The sequence below is a fragment of the Allobosea sp. P4_H5 genome (assembly GCF_056400825.1).
On sequence record NZ_JBFUKM010000015.1, the window covers coordinates 154,970 to 171,465 of the forward strand.

The 16,496-nt window shown below is 66.4% G+C and carries 14 protein-coding genes; 11 read left to right on the top strand and 3 right to left on the bottom strand.

Annotated elements, in window-relative coordinates:
* The first annotated feature begins 2 nt into the window (after positions 1 to 2).
* The 3 genes from AC1DS0_RS26465 to AC1DS0_RS26475 all read left to right on the top strand — a co-directional run bounded on the left by AC1DS0_RS26465 (position 3) and on the right by AC1DS0_RS26475 (position 6,277).
* Complete coding sequence (locus tag AC1DS0_RS26465; protein WP_476817204.1) at positions 3 to 1,187, top strand: efflux RND transporter periplasmic adaptor subunit; 1,185 nt, start codon at positions 3 to 5, stop codon at positions 1,185 to 1,187.
* Positions 1,188 to 1,198: 11 nt separating this feature from the next.
* Positions 1,199 to 4,423 (top strand): efflux RND transporter permease subunit, encoded by a 3,225-nt coding sequence (locus AC1DS0_RS26470; protein WP_476817205.1) that lies wholly within the window; start codon positions 1,199 to 1,201, stop codon positions 4,421 to 4,423.
* A gap of 312 nt (positions 4,424 to 4,735) precedes the next feature.
* Positions 4,736 to 6,277 (top strand): hypothetical protein, encoded by a 1,542-nt coding sequence (locus AC1DS0_RS26475; RefSeq protein ID WP_476817206.1) that lies wholly within the window; start codon positions 4,736 to 4,738, stop codon positions 6,275 to 6,277.
* A gap of 127 nt (positions 6,278 to 6,404) precedes the next feature.
* On the opposite strand, the gene AC1DS0_RS26480 is transcribed toward AC1DS0_RS26475, so the two are convergent.
* Complete coding sequence (locus AC1DS0_RS26480) at positions 6,405 to 7,322, bottom strand: DMT family transporter (RefSeq protein WP_476817207.1); 918 nt, start codon at positions 7,320 to 7,322, stop codon at positions 6,405 to 6,407.
* 168 nt (positions 7,323 to 7,490) lie between these two features.
* On the opposite strand from AC1DS0_RS26480, the gene AC1DS0_RS26485 reads away from it, so the two are divergent.
* A complete protein-coding gene (locus AC1DS0_RS26485) occupies positions 7,491 to 8,357 on the top strand; it encodes a LysR family transcriptional regulator (RefSeq protein WP_476817208.1) in 867 nt (288 codons plus the stop codon).
* A 9-nt stretch (positions 8,358 to 8,366) separates the two neighbouring features.
* On the opposite strand, the gene AC1DS0_RS26490 is transcribed toward AC1DS0_RS26485, so the two are convergent.
* Both AC1DS0_RS26490 and hppD read right to left on the bottom strand, forming a co-directional pair.
* Positions 8,367 to 9,692, bottom strand: coding sequence for a dicarboxylate/amino acid:cation symporter (locus AC1DS0_RS26490; protein WP_476817209.1), 1,326 nt, complete (start codon positions 9,690 to 9,692; stop codon positions 8,367 to 8,369).
* 168 nt (positions 9,693 to 9,860) lie between these two features.
* Positions 9,861 to 10,994 (bottom strand): 4-hydroxyphenylpyruvate dioxygenase, encoded by a 1,134-nt coding sequence (hppD, locus tag AC1DS0_RS26495; RefSeq protein ID WP_476817210.1) that lies wholly within the window; start codon positions 10,992 to 10,994, stop codon positions 9,861 to 9,863.
* A gap of 127 nt (positions 10,995 to 11,121) precedes the next feature.
* Between hppD and AC1DS0_RS26500 the strand changes: the two genes are divergently transcribed.
* The 7 genes from AC1DS0_RS26500 (at position 11,122) to AC1DS0_RS26530 (ending at position 16,493) form a co-directional block, all read left to right on the top strand.
* Complete coding sequence (locus AC1DS0_RS26500; RefSeq protein WP_346359934.1) at positions 11,122 to 11,592, top strand: Lrp/AsnC family transcriptional regulator; 471 nt, start codon at positions 11,122 to 11,124, stop codon at positions 11,590 to 11,592.
* Between the two features lie 43 nt (positions 11,593 to 11,635).
* The gene (locus tag AC1DS0_RS26505; protein ID WP_476817211.1) at positions 11,636 to 12,217 is read left to right on the top strand and encodes a cob(I)yrinic acid a,c-diamide adenosyltransferase; all 582 of its coding nucleotides are present in this window, start codon (positions 11,636 to 11,638) and stop codon (positions 12,215 to 12,217) included.
* 4 nt (positions 12,218 to 12,221) lie between these two features.
* Positions 12,222 to 12,923, top strand: a complete 702-nt coding sequence (locus tag AC1DS0_RS26510) for a rhomboid family intramembrane serine protease (protein ID WP_476817212.1) — start codon at positions 12,222 to 12,224, stop codon at positions 12,921 to 12,923.
* A gap of 135 nt (positions 12,924 to 13,058) precedes the next feature.
* The gene (locus AC1DS0_RS26515; RefSeq protein WP_476817213.1) at positions 13,059 to 13,805 is read left to right on the top strand and encodes an electron transfer flavoprotein subunit beta/FixA family protein; all 747 of its coding nucleotides are present in this window, start codon (positions 13,059 to 13,061) and stop codon (positions 13,803 to 13,805) included.
* Complete coding sequence (locus AC1DS0_RS26520; RefSeq protein WP_476817214.1) at positions 13,805 to 14,752, top strand: electron transfer flavoprotein subunit alpha/FixB family protein; 948 nt, start codon at positions 13,805 to 13,807, stop codon at positions 14,750 to 14,752. Before AC1DS0_RS26515 ends, AC1DS0_RS26520 begins: the two co-directional genes overlap by 1 nt.
* A 73-nt stretch (positions 14,753 to 14,825) precedes the next feature.
* Entirely contained in the window at positions 14,826 to 15,707 is an 882-nt protein-coding gene (locus tag AC1DS0_RS26525; RefSeq protein ID WP_152013406.1) for a 3-hydroxybutyryl-CoA dehydrogenase, read from the top strand.
* 228 nt (positions 15,708 to 15,935) lie between these two features.
* Entirely contained in the window at positions 15,936 to 16,493 is a 558-nt protein-coding gene (locus AC1DS0_RS26530; RefSeq protein WP_476817234.1) for an HNH endonuclease, read from the top strand.
* The last annotated feature ends 3 nt before the right edge of the window (positions 16,494 to 16,496 follow it).

Below are 16,496 nucleotides of genomic sequence, written 5' to 3' on the forward strand. Positions count from 1 at the left end.
CCATGCCCATCTCGACCAAAAAACTGATCCTGCTGCCGCTCGTCGCGCTTGCATGCGCGCCCGGGATAGCCTTCGCCCAGGCGCCGGCCTCCGCCGCGACCGCCCAGAAACCCTCGGCTGGACCCGCGATCACGGTGACATCAGCCAAGCGCGACGAGATCGTGCAGAGCGTCGTCGTCTCCGGCTCGATGATCGCGCGCGACGAGATCATGGTCGCGCCCGAGATCGACGGCGTCGTCATCACCGAGCTGCTCGCCGAGGAGGGCGACCGCGTCGCTGCCGGTCAGGTGCTGGCGCGACTGTCGCGCACCACGCTCGAAGTGCAACGTTCCCAGAACGAGGCGCAGATCAAGCGTGCAGAGGCGGCGGTCGACCAGGCCAAGGCGCAGATCGTCGAGGCCGAGGCCAATCTCGTCCAGGCCAACAACGCCTTCGACCGGACCAAGGCGCTGCGCGACAATGGCAATGCCAGCCTTGAGACCTTCGACCAGCGCGCCGCCGCGGCCCGGGGCGGGCAGGCGCGGTTGAACTCGATGAAGCAGGCGCTTGCGATCACCACCGCCGACCTGACGCTGGCCCAGGCCCAGGGACGCGACATCGACGTCAAGCTCGCCCGCACCGAGATCAAGGCGCCAAAGGCTGGTATCGTCAGCCGCCGCAACGCCAAGCTCGGCGCGATGGCGACGATGGCGGCCGCTGAGCCGCTGTTCAAGATCATCGCCGACGGCGCGATCGAGCTCGAAGCCGATGTCGCCGAGGTCGAGCTTCCCAATCTCAAGATCGGGCAGGCGGTCGCGGTCACGCCGGCCGGCTCCGACAAGCCGCTCGCCGGTCAGATCCGGCTGATCTCGCCCGAGGTCGACAAGGCCTCGCGGCTCGGTCGCTTGCGTATCACGCTGACGGGCAACCCGCCGGTCGCCGTGGGTTCCTTCGCACGCGGCGTGATCGAGACCGGCCGCAAGACCAGCATCGTGTTGCCGCTTTCGGCGATCACCTATGCGCGCGGTGGCGCCATGGTCCAGTCCGTCAAGGACGGCAAGGTGACGACCAAGAAGGTCACGCTGGGACTGATTGGCGGCGGGCGCGCCGAGATCGCGTCAGGCCTTGCCGAGGGCGAGAGCGTGGTGGCCCGCGCCGGCACCTTCGTGCGTGACGGCGACATGATCACGCCGATCGCGACGAACTGACGGAGCCTCGCGTGAACGTCAATTTCTCCGCCTGGTCGATCCGGAAGCCGGTTCCGGCGATCCTGCTCTTCGTCGTGCTCTGTGTGCTCGGGCTGCTTTCGTTCTCGAAGCTGCCGGTGACGCGCTTCCCGAATATCGACGTGCCCTTCGTCTCGGTGACGGTGACCCAGTCCGGCGCCGCTCCGGCCGAGCTCGAAAGCCAGGTCTCGAAACGCGTCGAGGACGCGGTCGCCAACATCACGGGCGTCAAGCATGTGATGTCGACGCTGACCGACGGCTCCTCGGTGACGCTGGTCGAGTTCCGGCTCGAAACCAACACCGACCGCGCCGTCAACGACGTCAAGGATGCGATCGCCAAGATCCGGGCCGAGCTGCCTCGTACCATCGATGAGCCGGTGATCCAGCGCATCGACGTCGAAGGTCAGTCGATCCTGACCTATGGCGCTTCCTCGCCCGGCCTGACGCTGGAGCAGCTCTCCTGGCATGTCGACGACGTCGTCTCGCGCGAACTCCAAGGCCTGAAGGGCGTCGGCCGGGTCGAGCGTTATGGCGGCGTCGATCGCGAGATCCGTATCTCGCTCGATCCCGACCGGTTGCTGGCGCTCGGCACCACCGCCGGTGAGGTCAACCGCCAGATCCGCGCCACCAATGTCGACCTCGCCGGCGGGCGCGGCGAGGTCGGCGGCCAGGAGCAGGCGATCCGCACGCTCGCCAGTGCCAAGACCGTCGCGGAGCTCGCCGACAGCAAGATCCAGCTCACCGGCGGGCGCGAAGTGCGCCTGAAGGAGCTCGGCCGGGTCGAGGACGCCAGCTCCGAGCCGCGCGCCTTCGGCCGGCTGAACAAGCAGCCGGTCGTCTCCTTCGCCGTGTTCCGTTCGAAGGGGTCGAGCGAGCTTTCGGTCAAGGACGTCGTCGCGGCCAAGATCGACGACCTCAACAAGCGCTATCCGACGATCAAGCTTGCGCCGATCGACGACGCCGTCGCCTACACCCACGGCAACTACAAGGCGGCGATGGAGACGCTGCTGGAGGGCGCGGCGCTGGCCGTGCTCGTCGTCTTCGTCTTCCTGCGCAACTGGCGGGCGACACTGATCACGGCGATCGCATTGCCGCTCTCGGCCATCCCGACCTTCTGGGCGATGGAGCTGCTCGGCTTCTCGCTCAATCTCGTCAGCCTGCTCGGCATCACCCTGGTGACCGGCATCCTGGTCGACGACGCGATCGTCGAGATCGAGAACATCGTCCGGCATATGAAGATGGGCAAATCGCCCTATCGCGCCGCGATGGAGGCTGCCGACGAGATCGGCCTTGCGGTCATCGCGATCACGCTGACCATCGTTGCGATCTTTGCGCCGGTGTCCTTCATGGGCGGCATCGCCGGCCAGTATTTCCGCCAGTTCGGCCTCACCGTCGCAATCGCGGTGCTGTTCTCGCTCCTGGTCGCGCGCCTGATCACGCCGATGATGGCAGCCTATTTGTTCAGGCCGGTGAAGCACCACGACGCCAAGGACGGCTTCGTGATGCGCGGCTATTCCTGGCTGCTCGAGGCCTCGCTCAGGAAGCGCCGCATCCCGGTGCTGCCGCGCTTCGACGGTTCGGGGACATGGCGGAAGCTGCCGTTCAACACGGCCTATCTCACGCTGATCGCCGGCTTCGGCTTCCTGTTCGTCTCGATCCAGGCGACGGCGCTGCTGCCGACCGGTTTCTTCCCGGAGGAGGATACCGCCCGCATCGTCGCATCGGTCGAATTGCCGCCCGGCGCGACACTTGAGGACACTACCGTCGCGACCGACAAGATCGTCGACAAGCTGCGCGAGATCCCGCAGGTGACGAACGTCTTCGTGCTTGGCGGGGCATCGCCGACCGGCCAGCGCGAGGTCCGCCGCGCCGCGGTCTTCATCCTGCTGACGCCGAAGGCCGAGCGCGACGTTCCCCAGAAGGAACTCAAGGTCATCATCGCCGAGAAGCTGGCCGGCGTGCCCGATGTCCGCGCCTGGTACGTCAACGAACGCGGCGAGCGCGAGATGGCGTTCTCGATCCTGTCCAAGGACGGCGACGCACTCGACGAGACGGTGGCGAAGATCGAGGCGCGCATGCGCCAGGTCGACGGTTACCTGAACGTCGCCACCGCCGGCTCGTTGAGCCGGCCGGAGATGCGCGTCACGCCGAAGCTGGAGCAGGCCGCCAATCTCGGCGTCACGCCCGAGGCGATCTCGGAGGCGCTGCGCGTCGCCACCATCGGCGACATCGGCCCCAACCTCGCCAAGTTCAATGCCGGCGACCGGCTGGTGCCGATCCGCGTCCAGCTCGACGAGCAGGCCCGCACCGACATCCGCAATATCGCGGCGCTGCGCGTCATCAGCACGTCCGGCGTCTCGGTCCCGCTCACGGCCGTGGCCGAGATCGGCTTCGGCGAGGGCCCGTCCTCGATCGACCGCTATGACCGGGTGCGGCGCGCCGCCATCGGCGCCGACCTGAAGCGCGGCTTCGAGCTCGGCACCGCGCAGGAGAAGTTCCAGGAGATCGTCAAGGAGGTCGGCCTGCCGGAAGGCGTGCGCATCGCCGCGACCGGTGACGCCGAGATCCAGGGCGAGGTGGTCGAGGGCTTCATCACCGCGATGACCACCGGCCTGATGCTGGTGCTCGCCGTTCTGATCCTGCTGTTCGGCTCGGTCTTCCAGCCGATCACCATCCTGCTCTCGCTGCCGCTCTCCTTCGGCGGCGTGGTGATCGCGCTGCTTGCCACCCACAACCCGGTCTCGATGCCGGTCTATATCGGCCTGCTGATGCTGATGGGCATCGTCACCAAGAACGCGATCATGCTGGTCGATTTCGCGGTCGAGGAGGTCGCGCGCGGCAAGGACCGGCTGACGGCGCTGCTCGAAGCCGGCCACAAGCGGGCGCGGCCGATCGTGATGACCACCATCGCCATGGCCGCCGGCATGCTGCCCTCCGCCTATGGCGTCGGCGATGGCGGCGAGTTCCGCGCGCCGATGGCGATCGCGGTGATCGGCGGCCTGATCGTCTCGACCGTGCTCTCCCTCGTCTTCGTGCCGTCCTTCTACGTGGTGATGGACGATCTCGGACGGCTGACCGGCTGGGTCTTCGGCCGCTTCCTTGGCAAGGCCGAGGATGAGAGCCAGTGGGAAGCGAGCCGCGAGGAGGAGACGCCGGGCGAAGCCAGCGCCAAGGCGATGGCCGGCAAGCTGCCGCCGCCGCGGCTGGCAGCGGAGTGAGGCGCCAGATCACCGCGCGTCCAATAGGCGCGACAACGGTGATCCATCTCGTTGCTGCTGCATCGGATCGAAGAGTGGACCCCACTTTTCGATCCGATGCTATGGCGCGCTTTGGTCAGGTTGGTAGCGCTTAGGAGCGTGGTGCCGCGTCCCGATGAGCTACCTATTTTGCACGGCTGCTGTCGGCGGAAGGCGGCGTCCTACACTCCCGCCATGGAAGACCAGGTCCTCGCAGCGAGTGCGCCGAGCAGCCAGGACCAGGATGGTCGCGGTGCCGTTTCCCTGCCCGTAAAGGGCGCACCTCTCAGACCGATGGCGCTCGTCATGCTGGCGGCGAGCTTGCCCATCCTGGCGTCGGGCGGCGCCTTCTTCGTCGATGGGCCGAACCATCTCTTCCGGGTGACCCTGTGGGAGATGCTGCTGGCCGACGACGCGGTCGCCCAATTCTTTCAGGCCGGCGACAGGCTTTATCCGAATCTCGCCATCGACGTATTCACCAGCGTTCTCGGCAAGGTCGTGCCGCCGTCCGCCGCGCTGACATTGTTCATCTGCACGGCGGTGTGCGCCTATATCGCGGCCGCCGTCTGGTGCCGGCAGGCGCGAGGGCAAAAGACGGACCTTTCCATCCTTCTCATCATCCTTCTCGCCGTCTATTCCGAGCCGCTCTATTGGGGGCTGTTCAACTACATCCTCGGGCTCGGCGTCATGTTCGTCGCGCTGCACAGGGCGATCGAGCAGCGCAAGGCGCCCTCGGGCAGCTTCGGCGTCTGCCAGGCTCTTGTCCTGGGCGCGATGTGCCTGATCAGCATCTTCCCGGTGATGCTCTATGTGTGCTTCTGCCTCGGTATGTTCGCGGTCACGGTTCGCGACGACTGGCGCGCGCGGCGCTTCGCCGACAGCGCCGATCTCCTCAGGTCGCATTGGCCTTCAGCGATCATGGTGGCCGCACTGGTGCTGGTCATGGAGCCCGGCCAGACGGGGACGACCGAGTGGCACCTCGCCACCAAGATCACAGGCATCTTCTCGGTCGGCAAGACGACGAACCTGTCGCTCGAATATGGCCTGTCGGCGCTCGTCCTGGGCGCGCTCGGCTGGCTGGCCTGGCGGCGGGGTCTGAATGCCGGCCGCCATGAGCTGGCCGGGCTGCTCGCCTGCGTCCTCCTGTTCCTCGTCATGCCGAAATACCTGATGAGCGTCGGGGCGGCCGACCGACGCCTCGTTCCGGCGATCGTGACGATCGCGGCGATCTTCCTGCGGGGTCCGCCGTCACAGCCGGCCGGATCGGAGAGGGCCGCGACCGCGCTTCTTGCGGGCATCATAGCCGCGAAGGTCGGGCTTCTGTTCTATCTCTGGGCTCCGCTCACGCGGCTCGATGCGAGCTATGCGGCGATCGCGAAGGAGATTCCTCCGAATGCGATCGTGCTCTTCGCCCCGCCGGTCGAAGAGACCAGGCCGGACGCGATCGAGCGCGCCTGGCGCTTTGCGAGGCTGGCCTCGGCGCTTCAGCCGGTTCCTGCCGCCGAAGCGCATGTCTTCGTCGAGCACCCCCATCTCCTGCTGAGGCATCTGGCGGGCCGGAACGTCCTGCCGACGCAGGTCTTCCTGAATTTCTGGGCGAAGCGGGCGCCGGAGCTCCCGCAATTACCCGATCCGGCCACATCCCAGACACTGGCCGATGTCGCAGCGGAGCTGGCATGGCTGCCGCGTGGCGTCACCGTCTTCGTGGTCTCGCATATCGAGCTCGACGACGTTGTCGTCCCCGATCTGGCGGTCCGAAGGATCACCGAGGTCGGCGGCGTGAGGCTCTACTCCGCAGCCCGGATTGGCGATCTCCTGCAATGGCCCGGGGGGTAGGCAGGCCGAGGCAAATGCCGCCGGAATCGGCTCGATATGCCTGCATCGACAGGTCGGGAGGTTGCGGCTGTCTTGGTCGGCTGCCGCGCAGGATGAGTTAGGTCCCACTCGCCCGACGAAACCGAACTCAGCCCTTCCGCACCATCAGCACCGCGGCCAGGATCGCGACGCCGCCGAAGGCCTGGGCAGGGGAGGGCTGCTCGGCGAAGATCGCCCAGGCGGCGAGCACCGAGACTAGTGCCGGCCAGACCATGACCAGCGAGGCGGCGTTCGCCCCGTAATGGCCGAGCGCCAGCGTGATCAGGCCCTGGCCCATCGCATGCGAGACCAGGCCAAGCGCGGCGACGGCGAGCCAGCCGGTCAGCGTCTGCGGCAGAATGGTCTCGCCGAGGCCAAGTGCAGCGACGACGCAGAACACGGCGCAGATGGCACTGGAGATCAGGCCGATGCGGCCGGCGGCAGCGCGGTTGCGGGCGCGGCGGACGGCGAGGATATAGGCGGCGTAGGAGAAGGCGGCGCCGATGGCGAGGCCGTCGCCGAACAGGCCGGTGCCCGAGAGCGGCGTCACCGCACTCCCCGACAGCTTGGGCAGGACCAGCAGGCCGGCGCCGCCGATGGCGAGCAGCAGGGCGCCGAGGATGCGTCGCGTCGGCTTCTCGCGGAACAGCAGCCAGCCGCCGAGGATGACGCCGACCGGCGACAGATTGCCGAGCAGCGAGGCATTGGCGATCGAGGTGAAGCCGAGCGAGGCGTTGTAGAGCACGACATCGACGCCGAAGGCGAGGCCGGCGAGCGCGATCGGCAGCATCGCGCCGGGCTTCACTCCGCCAGCGCTGTCACGGCGGTTCTCTAACGCCATCCAGGCCGCCAGAACCGGCAGCGCGAAGGCCATGCGCCAGAAGCCGGCGGCGGCCGGGCCGACATCGGCGAAGCGCACGAAGATGCCGGAGAAGCCGATGCAGGTCGCGCCGGTCATCAGCACGAGGAACATGCCGAGCGCAGGAGCGGCAGGACGGTCGGGCAAGGACAGGCTCGGGGCGGACATGGGGTTAGGCTTTCGGGTCGAGAAATCACAGCCCTCATCCTGAGGAGCTGCGATCTGCGATCGCTCCTCAGGATGAGGGCTGTTTTGTTGCACGAACATAGCCCGCTTCCAGCAATCGGAAAAACGGATTATCATGATTCATCTATTGCTGTTTCCGATGGATTGGTGATGTCGACCCATCTCGATCTCGATGCGCTCGCCATGCTCGTCGCCGTCGCCGAGACCGGCGGCTTCACCGCGGCCGGCCAGAAGCTCGGGCGCACGCAATCGGCGGTCTCAGGCCGTATCCAGGATCTCGAGGCCGCGCTCGGCAAGCAGTTGCTGGAGCGCTCGCGCCGCGGCGTCACGCCGACCGAGGCCGGCGAGCGCCTGCTCGCCCAGGCGCGCCGCCTGCTCGCGATCGAGCGCGAGGCGAGAGCTGAGCTCGACGGCGACAAGGCGGTGGGCCGGCTGCGGATCGGCCTGCCGGACGACTATGTCGATGCTTACCTGCGGCCGCTGATCGTGCGCTTCGCTGAAGAGCATCCGCGCGTCGAGATCGAAGTGCATTGCGAGCTCTCGAAGCGGATCGAGCCGGCGGTGGCCGCCGGCGAGCTCGACCTTGCGGTGATCACCCAGGACCCCGGCCGGCCGAAGGGCGAGCGCCTCAGGCGAGAGCCGCTGGTCTGGGTCGCAGCGCGCGGTCATCGGCCGGAACTCAGCGAGGTCCTGCCGCTCGGCCTGTTCAACGAGGGCTGCCGGGCGCGTCCGCGCATCCTGAACGCATTGCAAGCGGCCGAGCGATCACACCGGCTGGTGTTCTCGTCGTCGCATATGGCCGGGCTGCTCTCGGCGGTCGAGGCCGGCCTGTGCGTCACCGCGATCACCGAGAGCGCGGCGCCTGCCTCTTTGCGTCGCCTGGAACCATCCGAGAATCTGCCGTCGCTGTTCGAGCTTTCGGTCGCGCTGGTGATCGCGCCGCAAGCGGGCATCGCGGCGCGCCATTTTGCGCAGGCCCTGCGCGAGGCTATGGCGTCGCCGCGGCTGGCAGCCTGAGGGGCAGGGTCAGACCGCGATCCGCTCCGGCTCGTCGGCGTCGAAGCCGGTCTCCTTGGCGAGGATGCGCTGCATCCTGGCTTCGTCGAGTGAGTTCTCCCATTTCGAGACGACGATGGTGGCGACGCCGTTGCCGATCAGGTTGGTGAGGGCGCGCGCCTCCGACATGAAGCGGTCGATGCCGAGGATCAGCGCGATCGAGGCGACCGGGATATGGCCGACCGTGGCGAGCGTCGCCGCGAGCACGATGAAGCCCGAGCCGGTGACGCCAGCCGCCCCCTTCGAGGTCAGCAGCAAGACGGCGATGATGCCGATTTCCTGCGACAGCGAGAGGTCGGTGTTGGTCGCCTGCGCCAGGAAGACGGCAGCCATGGTCAGGTAGATGCAGGTGCCATCGAGATTGAAGGAGTAGCCGGTCGGGATGACCAGGCCGACGACGCTCTCCTTGCAGCCGAGATGGGTCATCTTGGCGATCATGCGCGGCAGCACGCTCTCGGAAGAGGAGGTGCCGAGCACGATCAGCAGCTCTTCCTTGATGAAGGCGATGAACTTCAGGATCGAGAAGCCGGCGAGCCGCGCGATCGTGCCTAGCACCAGGAAGATGAAGATCAGGCAGGTCGTGTAGAACGACGCCATGAAGGAGCCGAGCGAGAGCAGGGTCCCGACACCGAACTTGCCGATGGTGAAGGCCATTGCGCCGAAGGCGCCGATCGGGGCGGCCTTCATGATGATGCCGACGATCTTGAAGAAGATCTGGGCGATGTCGTCGATGAAGTGCAGCACCGCCTTGCCGCGCTCGCCGAGCATCTGCAGGCCGAAGGCGAAGAGCAGGGCGAAGAACAGCACCTGCAGGATCTCGCCATTGGCGAAGGCGCCGACCACCGTGTCGGGGATGATGTTCATGAGGAACGCCAGGGTGCTCTGGTCATGCGCCTTGGCGGTGAAGGCGGAAATGCCGGCGGTGTTGATCGTCGAGGGATCGACGTTCATGCCCGTGCCGGGCTTCCAGAGATTGACCACGACGAGGCCGACGATCAGCGCCAGCGTGGTGACGGCCTCGAAATAGATCAGCGCCTTGAGGCCGACCCGGCCGACCTTCTTCATGTCGTCCATCGAGGCGACGCCGTGGACGACGGTGAGGAAGATGATCGGCGCGATGATCATCTTGATCGCCTTGATGAAGGCGTCGCCCAGCGGCTTCATCGCCTCGCCGGTCTGGGGGTAGAAATGGCCGAGCAGCACGCCGATGGCGATCGCGGTCAGCACCTGGACATAAAGATGGGTCCACCATGGGCCCTGATGGCCCCGCAAGACCTCTGCCGACGCTGTCGCCATGGTCGCTTCCCCTTGTCGCGCGCCATGTCGGGCCGGCGCGTCCATAAAGGGCTACGCCCATTCCCGGGAGGCGGCAAGATCAGGTCAAAGCCATGACGATCACTTGAAAGCGAGAGCCTCCTCCCATGTGCGCGGGAGAAGGCTGCAAGTCATTGCAGGGCGAATACGCTACTCGGCCGCTTGCGGCTTCAGTACCCCGCGGCGGATCTGGTCTTCCTCGATCGACTCGAACAAGGCGCGGAAATTGCCCTCGCCGAAGCCGTCATCACCCTTGCGCTGGATGAACTCGAAGAAGATCGGGCCGACCACGGTGGCCGAGAAGATCTGCAGCAGCACCTTGCTCATCCGGCCTTCCTTGGAACCGAGCGCGACCGCGCCCTCGCCATCGATCAGGATGCCGTTCTGCTTGAGCCGCGGCACCGGCTCGCCATGGTTCGGCACGCGGCCATCGACCTTCTCGTAATAGGTCTCGGGCGGCGAGGGCATGAAGGGCAGGCCGTTCTGGCGGAGCTGCTCGACGCTGGCGTAGATGTCGCGCGAGCCGAGCGCGACGTGCTGGATGCCTTCGCCCTTGTACTGGCGCAGGTACTCCTCGATCTGGCTCTTGTCGTCGAGGGATTCGTTGATCGGGATGCGGATCTTGCCGCAGGGCGAGGTCAGCGCCCGCGAGATCAGGCCGGTGAGCTTGCCCTCGATGTTGAAGAAGCGGATCTCGCGGAAGTTGAAGAGATTGCCGTACCAGTCGGCCCAATGGTCCATGCGGCCGCGCATGACGTTGTGGGTGAGGTGGTCGAGGTAATACATCCCGGCCTGCTCGGGATGCGGGTCCTTGTCGGCGAGCCATTCGAAGTCGACATCGTAGATCGAGCCCTTCTCGCCGTAGCGGTCGACGAAATAGAGCAGCGAGCCGCCGATGCCCTTCACGGCCGGGATCTGCAGTTCGCCAGGGCCGACCTTGCTCTCATAGGGCTCGGCGCCGAGCGACACCGCCCGCTCGAAGGCGTGCTTGGCGTCGACGACGCGGAAGGCCATGGCGCAGGCGCAGGGGCCGTGCTCGGCGGCGAAGCCCTGAGCGAAGGACTCCGGCTCGGCATTGACGATGAAGTTGACGTCGCCCTGGCGATAGAGCGTCACCTTCTTCGAGCGATGCTTCGCCACCTTGGTGAAGCCCATGATCTCGAACAGAGCGCCGAGCTTTTCCGGCTCGGGATGGGCGTATTCGACGAACTCGAAGCCGTCGGTGCCCATCGGGTTGGCGGCGGAAATGGCCGGCGGCTCGGCGTCGTGCGGAAACGGTCCCATATGCGTCCTCCTGAAATGTGTAGTTGACCGATCTTCACGCATCCGGATGGCAAAGGGTTTGCAAAGTCGCGCGCTCTCGGATTGAATTTGCACGGATCGTGCATGAAATGGCAGAAGAGCTCACGAAATGCCGCAGCTTGACGCTTTCGACTGGCGCCTGCTCGAAGCGCTCCAGCAGGACGCCTCGCTGACCAATGGCGCGCTCGCCGAGCGCGTCGGCCTCTCCGCCAGCCAGGTCTCGCGGCGGCGCCAGGCGTTGGAGGGGGCGGGGGTGATTCGCGGCTATCGCGCCCTGATCGATCCCGAGGCGATCGGGCTCTCCGTGACGGTCTTCATCCATGTCGCGCTCAACACCCATTCGCGCGACAATGCCCGGCGCTTCCGCGATCTGGTCAAGCTGACGCCGGCGGTGCTGGAAGCGCATGCGCTGACCGGCGAGGCCGACTACATGCTGAAAGTCGCGGTCGGCGACCTCAAGGAGCTGGCGCGCCTCGTCAACGAGGTGCTGCTGCCGCATGAGAGCGTCGCGCGGGTGCGCTCCGAGATCGCGCTGGAGACGCTGAAGGAGCCGGGGCTTTTGCCCTTGGCGATGGGGTGAGATTGCCCCTTCCGCCGATGCTGCGGCGCGCTATAACTCGGTCATGGTCGTTCTCAACCGCATCTACACTCGCACCGGCGATGACGGCACCACCGCGCTCGCCACCGGCGCGCGCCGGCCGAAATTCGATCTGCGCGTCTCCGCCTATGGCACGGTCGACGAGACCAATGCCTGCATCGGCATGGCGCGCTTGCATTGCGCCCGCGAGGATCCCGATCTCGACGCGATGCTCGGCCGCATCCAGAACGATCTCTTCGACCTCGGCGCCGAGCTCGCCTCGCCCGATACCGGCGAGAAGCTGGCCTTCGAGCCGCTGCGCATCGTGCAGGCGCAGGTCGACCGGCTCGAGGCCGAGATCGACCAGCTCAACCGGCCGCTCGGGACGCTGCGCTCCTTCGTCCTGCCGGGCGGCACGCCCGGTGCGGCGCATCTGCATCTCGCCCGTACGATCAGCCGCCGGGCCGAACGGCTGATGGTCGAATTGTCGCAGGAGGAGGGCGAGAGCGTCGCCCAGCCGGCGCTGAAATTCATCAACCGGCTCTCGGATTTCCTCTTCGTCGCCTCGCGCCACCTCAATGCCAGGGCTGGGGGCGACGTGCTCTGGACGCCCGGCCAGAACCGGTAGTTCCATGTTCGTGCCGCTGCATGACGGCGTGCCGATGCGCTTCATCCGCGTCGCTTACGTCACCTATGCGCTGATCGCGCTCTGCATCGTGCTGCGCCTGATGCTGATGTACTGGACCAGCGAAGCGAGCGAGGTCGCGGTCCTGGCCGGCTTCGGCACGATTCCCGCGGTGCTGTTCGGCGAGGCGCAGTTGCCGCCGGAACTGCTCAAGGCGCCGCCTTGGCTGACGCTGATGACTGGCATCATGCTGCATGCCAGCTTCGCCCATCTGATCGGCAACATGCTGTTCCTCTTCGTCTTCGGCGACAATGTCGAGGATGCGATGGGGCATCTGCGCTTCCTCGTCTTCTTCCTGCTCTGCGGCATCGCCGGGGCGCTGCTGCATGCGCTGATGAACCCCGAATCGGAGCAGCCGCTGATCGGCGCCTCCGGCGCGATCTCGGGCGTGATCGCTTCCTATCTGATGCTCTACCCGCGCGTGCGCGTCTGGGGGCTCGCCTTCAAATGGATTCCCCTGCACATCCCGGCGATGTACGCGCTCGGCGCCTGGATTCTGTTCCAGCTGCTCTCGGCGCTGTTCGACCAGCAGGGCGCCGTCGGCTGGTGGGCACATCTCGGCGGGCTCGGCGCCGGCGCGGCGCTGACACCGCTGCTGATCCGGCGCGAGCTGCGCTTGTTCGGCCGCGGCATGCAGGGGCTGCCGTGACTTTCGTGGCGTTGACAAGCGCAAATCCCCGTCGCTACGGTCCGTCCGCATTTCAGCCGGGTGCCGCGATGCTGGCCGTCGCTTGGCCGGCGGGTCGGCATCAGATCACATCTCTCCACAACCGGTGACGCCCTTATGAAGATACTTGTGCCAGTGAAGCGAGTGGTCGACTTCAACGTGAAGATTCGCGTGAAGGGCGACGGTTCCGGGGTCGAGCTGGCCAATGTGAAGATGTCGATGAATCCGTTCGACGAGATCGCGGTCGAAGAGGCGCTGCGGCTCAGGGAAGCGGGCAAGGCCACGGAAGTGATCGTGGTCTCGGTCGGGCCGGCGCAGGCCGCCGAGACGATCCGCACGGGCCTCGCCATGGGCGCCGATCGCGGCATCCTGGTGAAGACCGACGCTCCCGTCGAGCCGTTGGCGGTGGCCAAGCTCCTGAAGAAGATCGTCGAGCAGGAGACGCCCGAACTCGTCATCCTCGGCAAGCAGGCGATCGACGACGACTGCAACCAGACAGGCCAGATGCTGGCGGCCCTGCTCGGCTGGCCGCAGGGCACGTTCGCCTCGAAGGTGGTGCTGGATGGCGGCTCTGCCGACGTCACCCGCGAGGTCGATGGCGGCCTGCAGACCGTGCAGCTCAAGCTGCCGGCGATCGTCACCACCGACCTTCGCCTCAACGAGCCGCGCTATGCCTCGCTGCCCAACATCATGAAGGCGAAGAAGAAGCCGCTCGACGAGACCACGCCCGAGACGCTCGGCGTCGATGTCTCGCCGCGCCTCAAGGTGCTGAAGACGGCCGAGCCGGCCGGACGCTCCGCCGGCGTCAAGGTGGCCAATGCCGCCGAACTCGTCTCCAAGCTCAAGACCGCCGGGGTGATCTGATGACCACGCTGCTGCTCGCCAAGCACGACAACAAGAGCCTCAACGAGGCCACCCGCAAGGCCCTGACCGCCGCGAAGGATCTCGGCGCGCCCGTCCATGTCCTGGTCGCCGGCCTGGGCGCCAAGGCCGTCGCGGACGCTGCCGCCAAGCTCGACGGTGTCGAGAAGGTGCTGCTCGCCGACGATGCGTCCTATGAGCACCGCCTCGCCGAGCCGCTGGCCGCGCTGATCGTTTCGCTCGCGCCTGCTTACGACGCGCTGGTCGCGCCCGGCACCACCACCGGCAAGAACGTGATGCCGCGCGTCGCAGCCTTGCTCGACGTGATGCAGGTCTCCGAGGTGACGAAGATCGTTTCGGCCGACACCTTCGAGCGGCCGATCTATGCCGGCAACGCCATCCAGACGGTGCAGTCGGGCGACGCCAAGAAGGTCATCACCGTGCGCGGCGCGTCCTTCCAGGCGACCGGCGACGGTTCCGCCAGCGCTCCGATCGAGAGCGTCTCGGCGGCCGCTAACCCCGGCACCTCCTCGTTCAAGGGTGAGGAAGTCGCCAAATCCGACAGGCCGGAGCTGGCTTCGGCCAAGATCATCGTTTCGGGCGGGCGCGCGCTCGCCTCGGCCGAGAACTTCGCCAAGGTGATCGAGCCGGTGGCGGATCGTCTCGGCGCCGCGATGGGCGCCTCGCGCGCCGCGGTCGATGCCGGCTACGCCCCGAACGACTGGCAGGTCGGCCAGACCGGCAAGGTCGTGGCACCGGATCTTTATGTCGCGGTCGGCATCTCCGGCGCGATCCAGCACCTCGCCGGCATGAAGGATTCGAAGGTCATCGTCGCCATCAACAAGGACGAGGAGGCGCCGATCTTCCAGATCGCCGACTACGGTCTTGTCGGCGATCTCTTCACCATCCTGCCCGAGCTCGACAAAGAGCTCGAAAAAGCCGGCAAGTAACCGGTAAACTAAGTCGCGTCGCGGGCGGCGATCAGGCCGTCCGCGCCAGCTCCCTCGGGAACAGAAGCGTCACATGGACCACCAGATCAAGACCGTCGGCATCATCGGGGCCGGGCAGATGGGCAACGGCATCGCCCATGTCGCTTCGGTCGCGGGCTTCGACATCAGGCTGCACGACGTCGCCGAAGAGCGCATCAACGCGGCGCTGGCGACGATCGATGGCAACATGGCCCGGCAGGTCGCCAAGGGTGCCATCGCCGACGAGGATCGCCGCACCGCGATGAGCCGGATCGTCGCGGCGCCGAAGCTGGAGGATCTGGGTCCGTGCGACCTCGTGATCGAGGCTGCGACCGAGAGCGAGGAGGTGAAGCGCAAGATTTTCACCGCCGTCTGCGCCCATCTGCGCCCTGACGCGATCCTGGCCTCGAATACCTCGTCGATCTCGATCACGCGGCTCGCCGCGGCGACCGATCGCCCCGAGCATTTCATCGGCATCCATTTCATGAACCCGGTGCCGCTGATGCAGCTCGTCGAGCTGATCCGCGGCATCGCCACGGACGACGGCACCTTCGAACGCGCCAAGGGCTTCGTCGCGGCGCTGCACAAGACGGCGTCGGTCTCCGAGGATTTCCCGGCCTTCATCGTCAACCGCATCCTGCTGCCGATGATCAACGAGGCCGTCTACACGCTTTATGAGGGGGTCGGCTCGGTCGAGGCGATCGACACGGCGATGCGGCTCGGCGCGAATCATCCGATGGGCCCGCTCCAGCTCGCCGATTTCATCGGCCTCGACACGTGCCTGTCGGTGATGCAGGTGCTGCATGACGGCCTTGCCGATTCGAAGTACCGGCCATGCCCGCTGCTGGTGAAGTATGTCGAGGCCGGCTGGCTCGGCCGCAAGACCAAGCGCGGCTTCTACGATTATCGCGGCGAAAAGCCGATTCCGACGCGCTAGAACCCGCTCGTCATGCTCGGCCTTGAGCCGAGCATCTCTGAAACCAGCTTCTTCTGCATGAGATTCCCGGGTCTGCGCTGCATTTCGCCCGGGAATGAGATCTGCCGCCTGCCCATTCGCGCCGCAACATCGTCGCTTCACATTCCTGTCGCATCGCGCTTACATTGATGCGGCAGGATTCGTGCGAGCCCTAGAAGCGGAGGCGCGATACGGGTGACGGCGCATGTGATGCATCCGATGGCCTCGCCGGACGGTTGTCCGGCGCTGGTGCTCAACGCCGATTTCCGGCCGTTGAGCTACTATCCGCTCTCGTTGTGGAGCTGGCAGGACGCGATCAAGGCGGTCTTCATGGACCGGGTCAACATCGTCTCCGAATACGACACGGTGGTGCGCAGCCCGAGCTTCAACATGAAGCTGCCCTCGGTCGTCTCCCTCAAGACCTATATCAAGCCCTCGCGCACCCCGGCCTTCACCCGCTTCAACGTCTTCCTGCGCGATCGCTTCGCCTGCCAGTATTGCGGCACGCGCGACGAGCTGACCTTCGACCATGTCGTGCCGCGCTCGAAGGGCGGCCTCACCACCTGGGAGAACGTCGTCGCGGCCTGCTCGCCCTGCAATCTGATGAAGGGCGACAAGATGCCGACCGCGATCGGCATGATCCCGATGCAGAAGCCGTTTGCACCGTCGATCAACGACCTGCACCGCAACGGCAAGCTGTTCCCGCCGAACTATCTGCACGACAGCTGGCTCGACTATCTCTACTGGGATTCCGAGCTGGAGCCGTGAGCT

What these genes read in the sequence shown, in the direction of transcription:
- AC1DS0_RS26510 (WP_476817212.1), top strand. Translation starts at nt 12,222, where the DNA reads ATGTTCGTGCCGCTGCATGACGGCGTGCCGATGCGCTTCATCCGCGTC.
- AC1DS0_RS26465 (WP_476817204.1), top strand. Translation starts at nt 3, where the DNA reads ATGCCCATCTCGACCAAAAAACTGATCCTGCTGCCGCTCGTCGCGCTT.
- AC1DS0_RS26525 (WP_152013406.1), top strand. Translation starts at nt 14,826, where the DNA reads ATGGACCACCAGATCAAGACCGTCGGCATCATCGGGGCCGGGCAGATG.
- AC1DS0_RS26480 (WP_476817207.1), bottom strand. Translation starts at nt 7,322, where the DNA reads ATGTCCGCCCCGAGCCTGTCCTTGCCCGACCGTCCTGCCGCTCCTGCG.
- AC1DS0_RS26500 (WP_346359934.1), top strand. Translation starts at nt 11,122, where the DNA reads ATGCCGCAGCTTGACGCTTTCGACTGGCGCCTGCTCGAAGCGCTCCAG.
- AC1DS0_RS26485 (WP_476817208.1), top strand. Translation starts at nt 7,491, where the DNA reads ATGTCGACCCATCTCGATCTCGATGCGCTCGCCATGCTCGTCGCCGTC.
- hppD (WP_476817210.1), bottom strand. Translation starts at nt 10,994, where the DNA reads ATGGGACCGTTTCCGCACGACGCCGAGCCGCCGGCCATTTCCGCCGCC.
- AC1DS0_RS26530 (WP_476817234.1), top strand. Translation starts at nt 15,936, where the DNA reads ATGCATCCGATGGCCTCGCCGGACGGTTGTCCGGCGCTGGTGCTCAAC.
- AC1DS0_RS26490 (WP_476817209.1), bottom strand. Translation starts at nt 9,692, where the DNA reads ATGGCGACAGCGTCGGCAGAGGTCTTGCGGGGCCATCAGGGCCCATGG.
- AC1DS0_RS26515 (WP_476817213.1), top strand. Translation starts at nt 13,059, where the DNA reads ATGAAGATACTTGTGCCAGTGAAGCGAGTGGTCGACTTCAACGTGAAG.
- AC1DS0_RS26520 (WP_476817214.1), top strand. Translation starts at nt 13,805, where the DNA reads ATGACCACGCTGCTGCTCGCCAAGCACGACAACAAGAGCCTCAACGAG.
- AC1DS0_RS26475 (WP_476817206.1), top strand. Translation starts at nt 4,736, where the DNA reads ATGGCGCTCGTCATGCTGGCGGCGAGCTTGCCCATCCTGGCGTCGGGC.
- AC1DS0_RS26505 (WP_476817211.1), top strand. Translation starts at nt 11,636, where the DNA reads ATGGTCGTTCTCAACCGCATCTACACTCGCACCGGCGATGACGGCACC.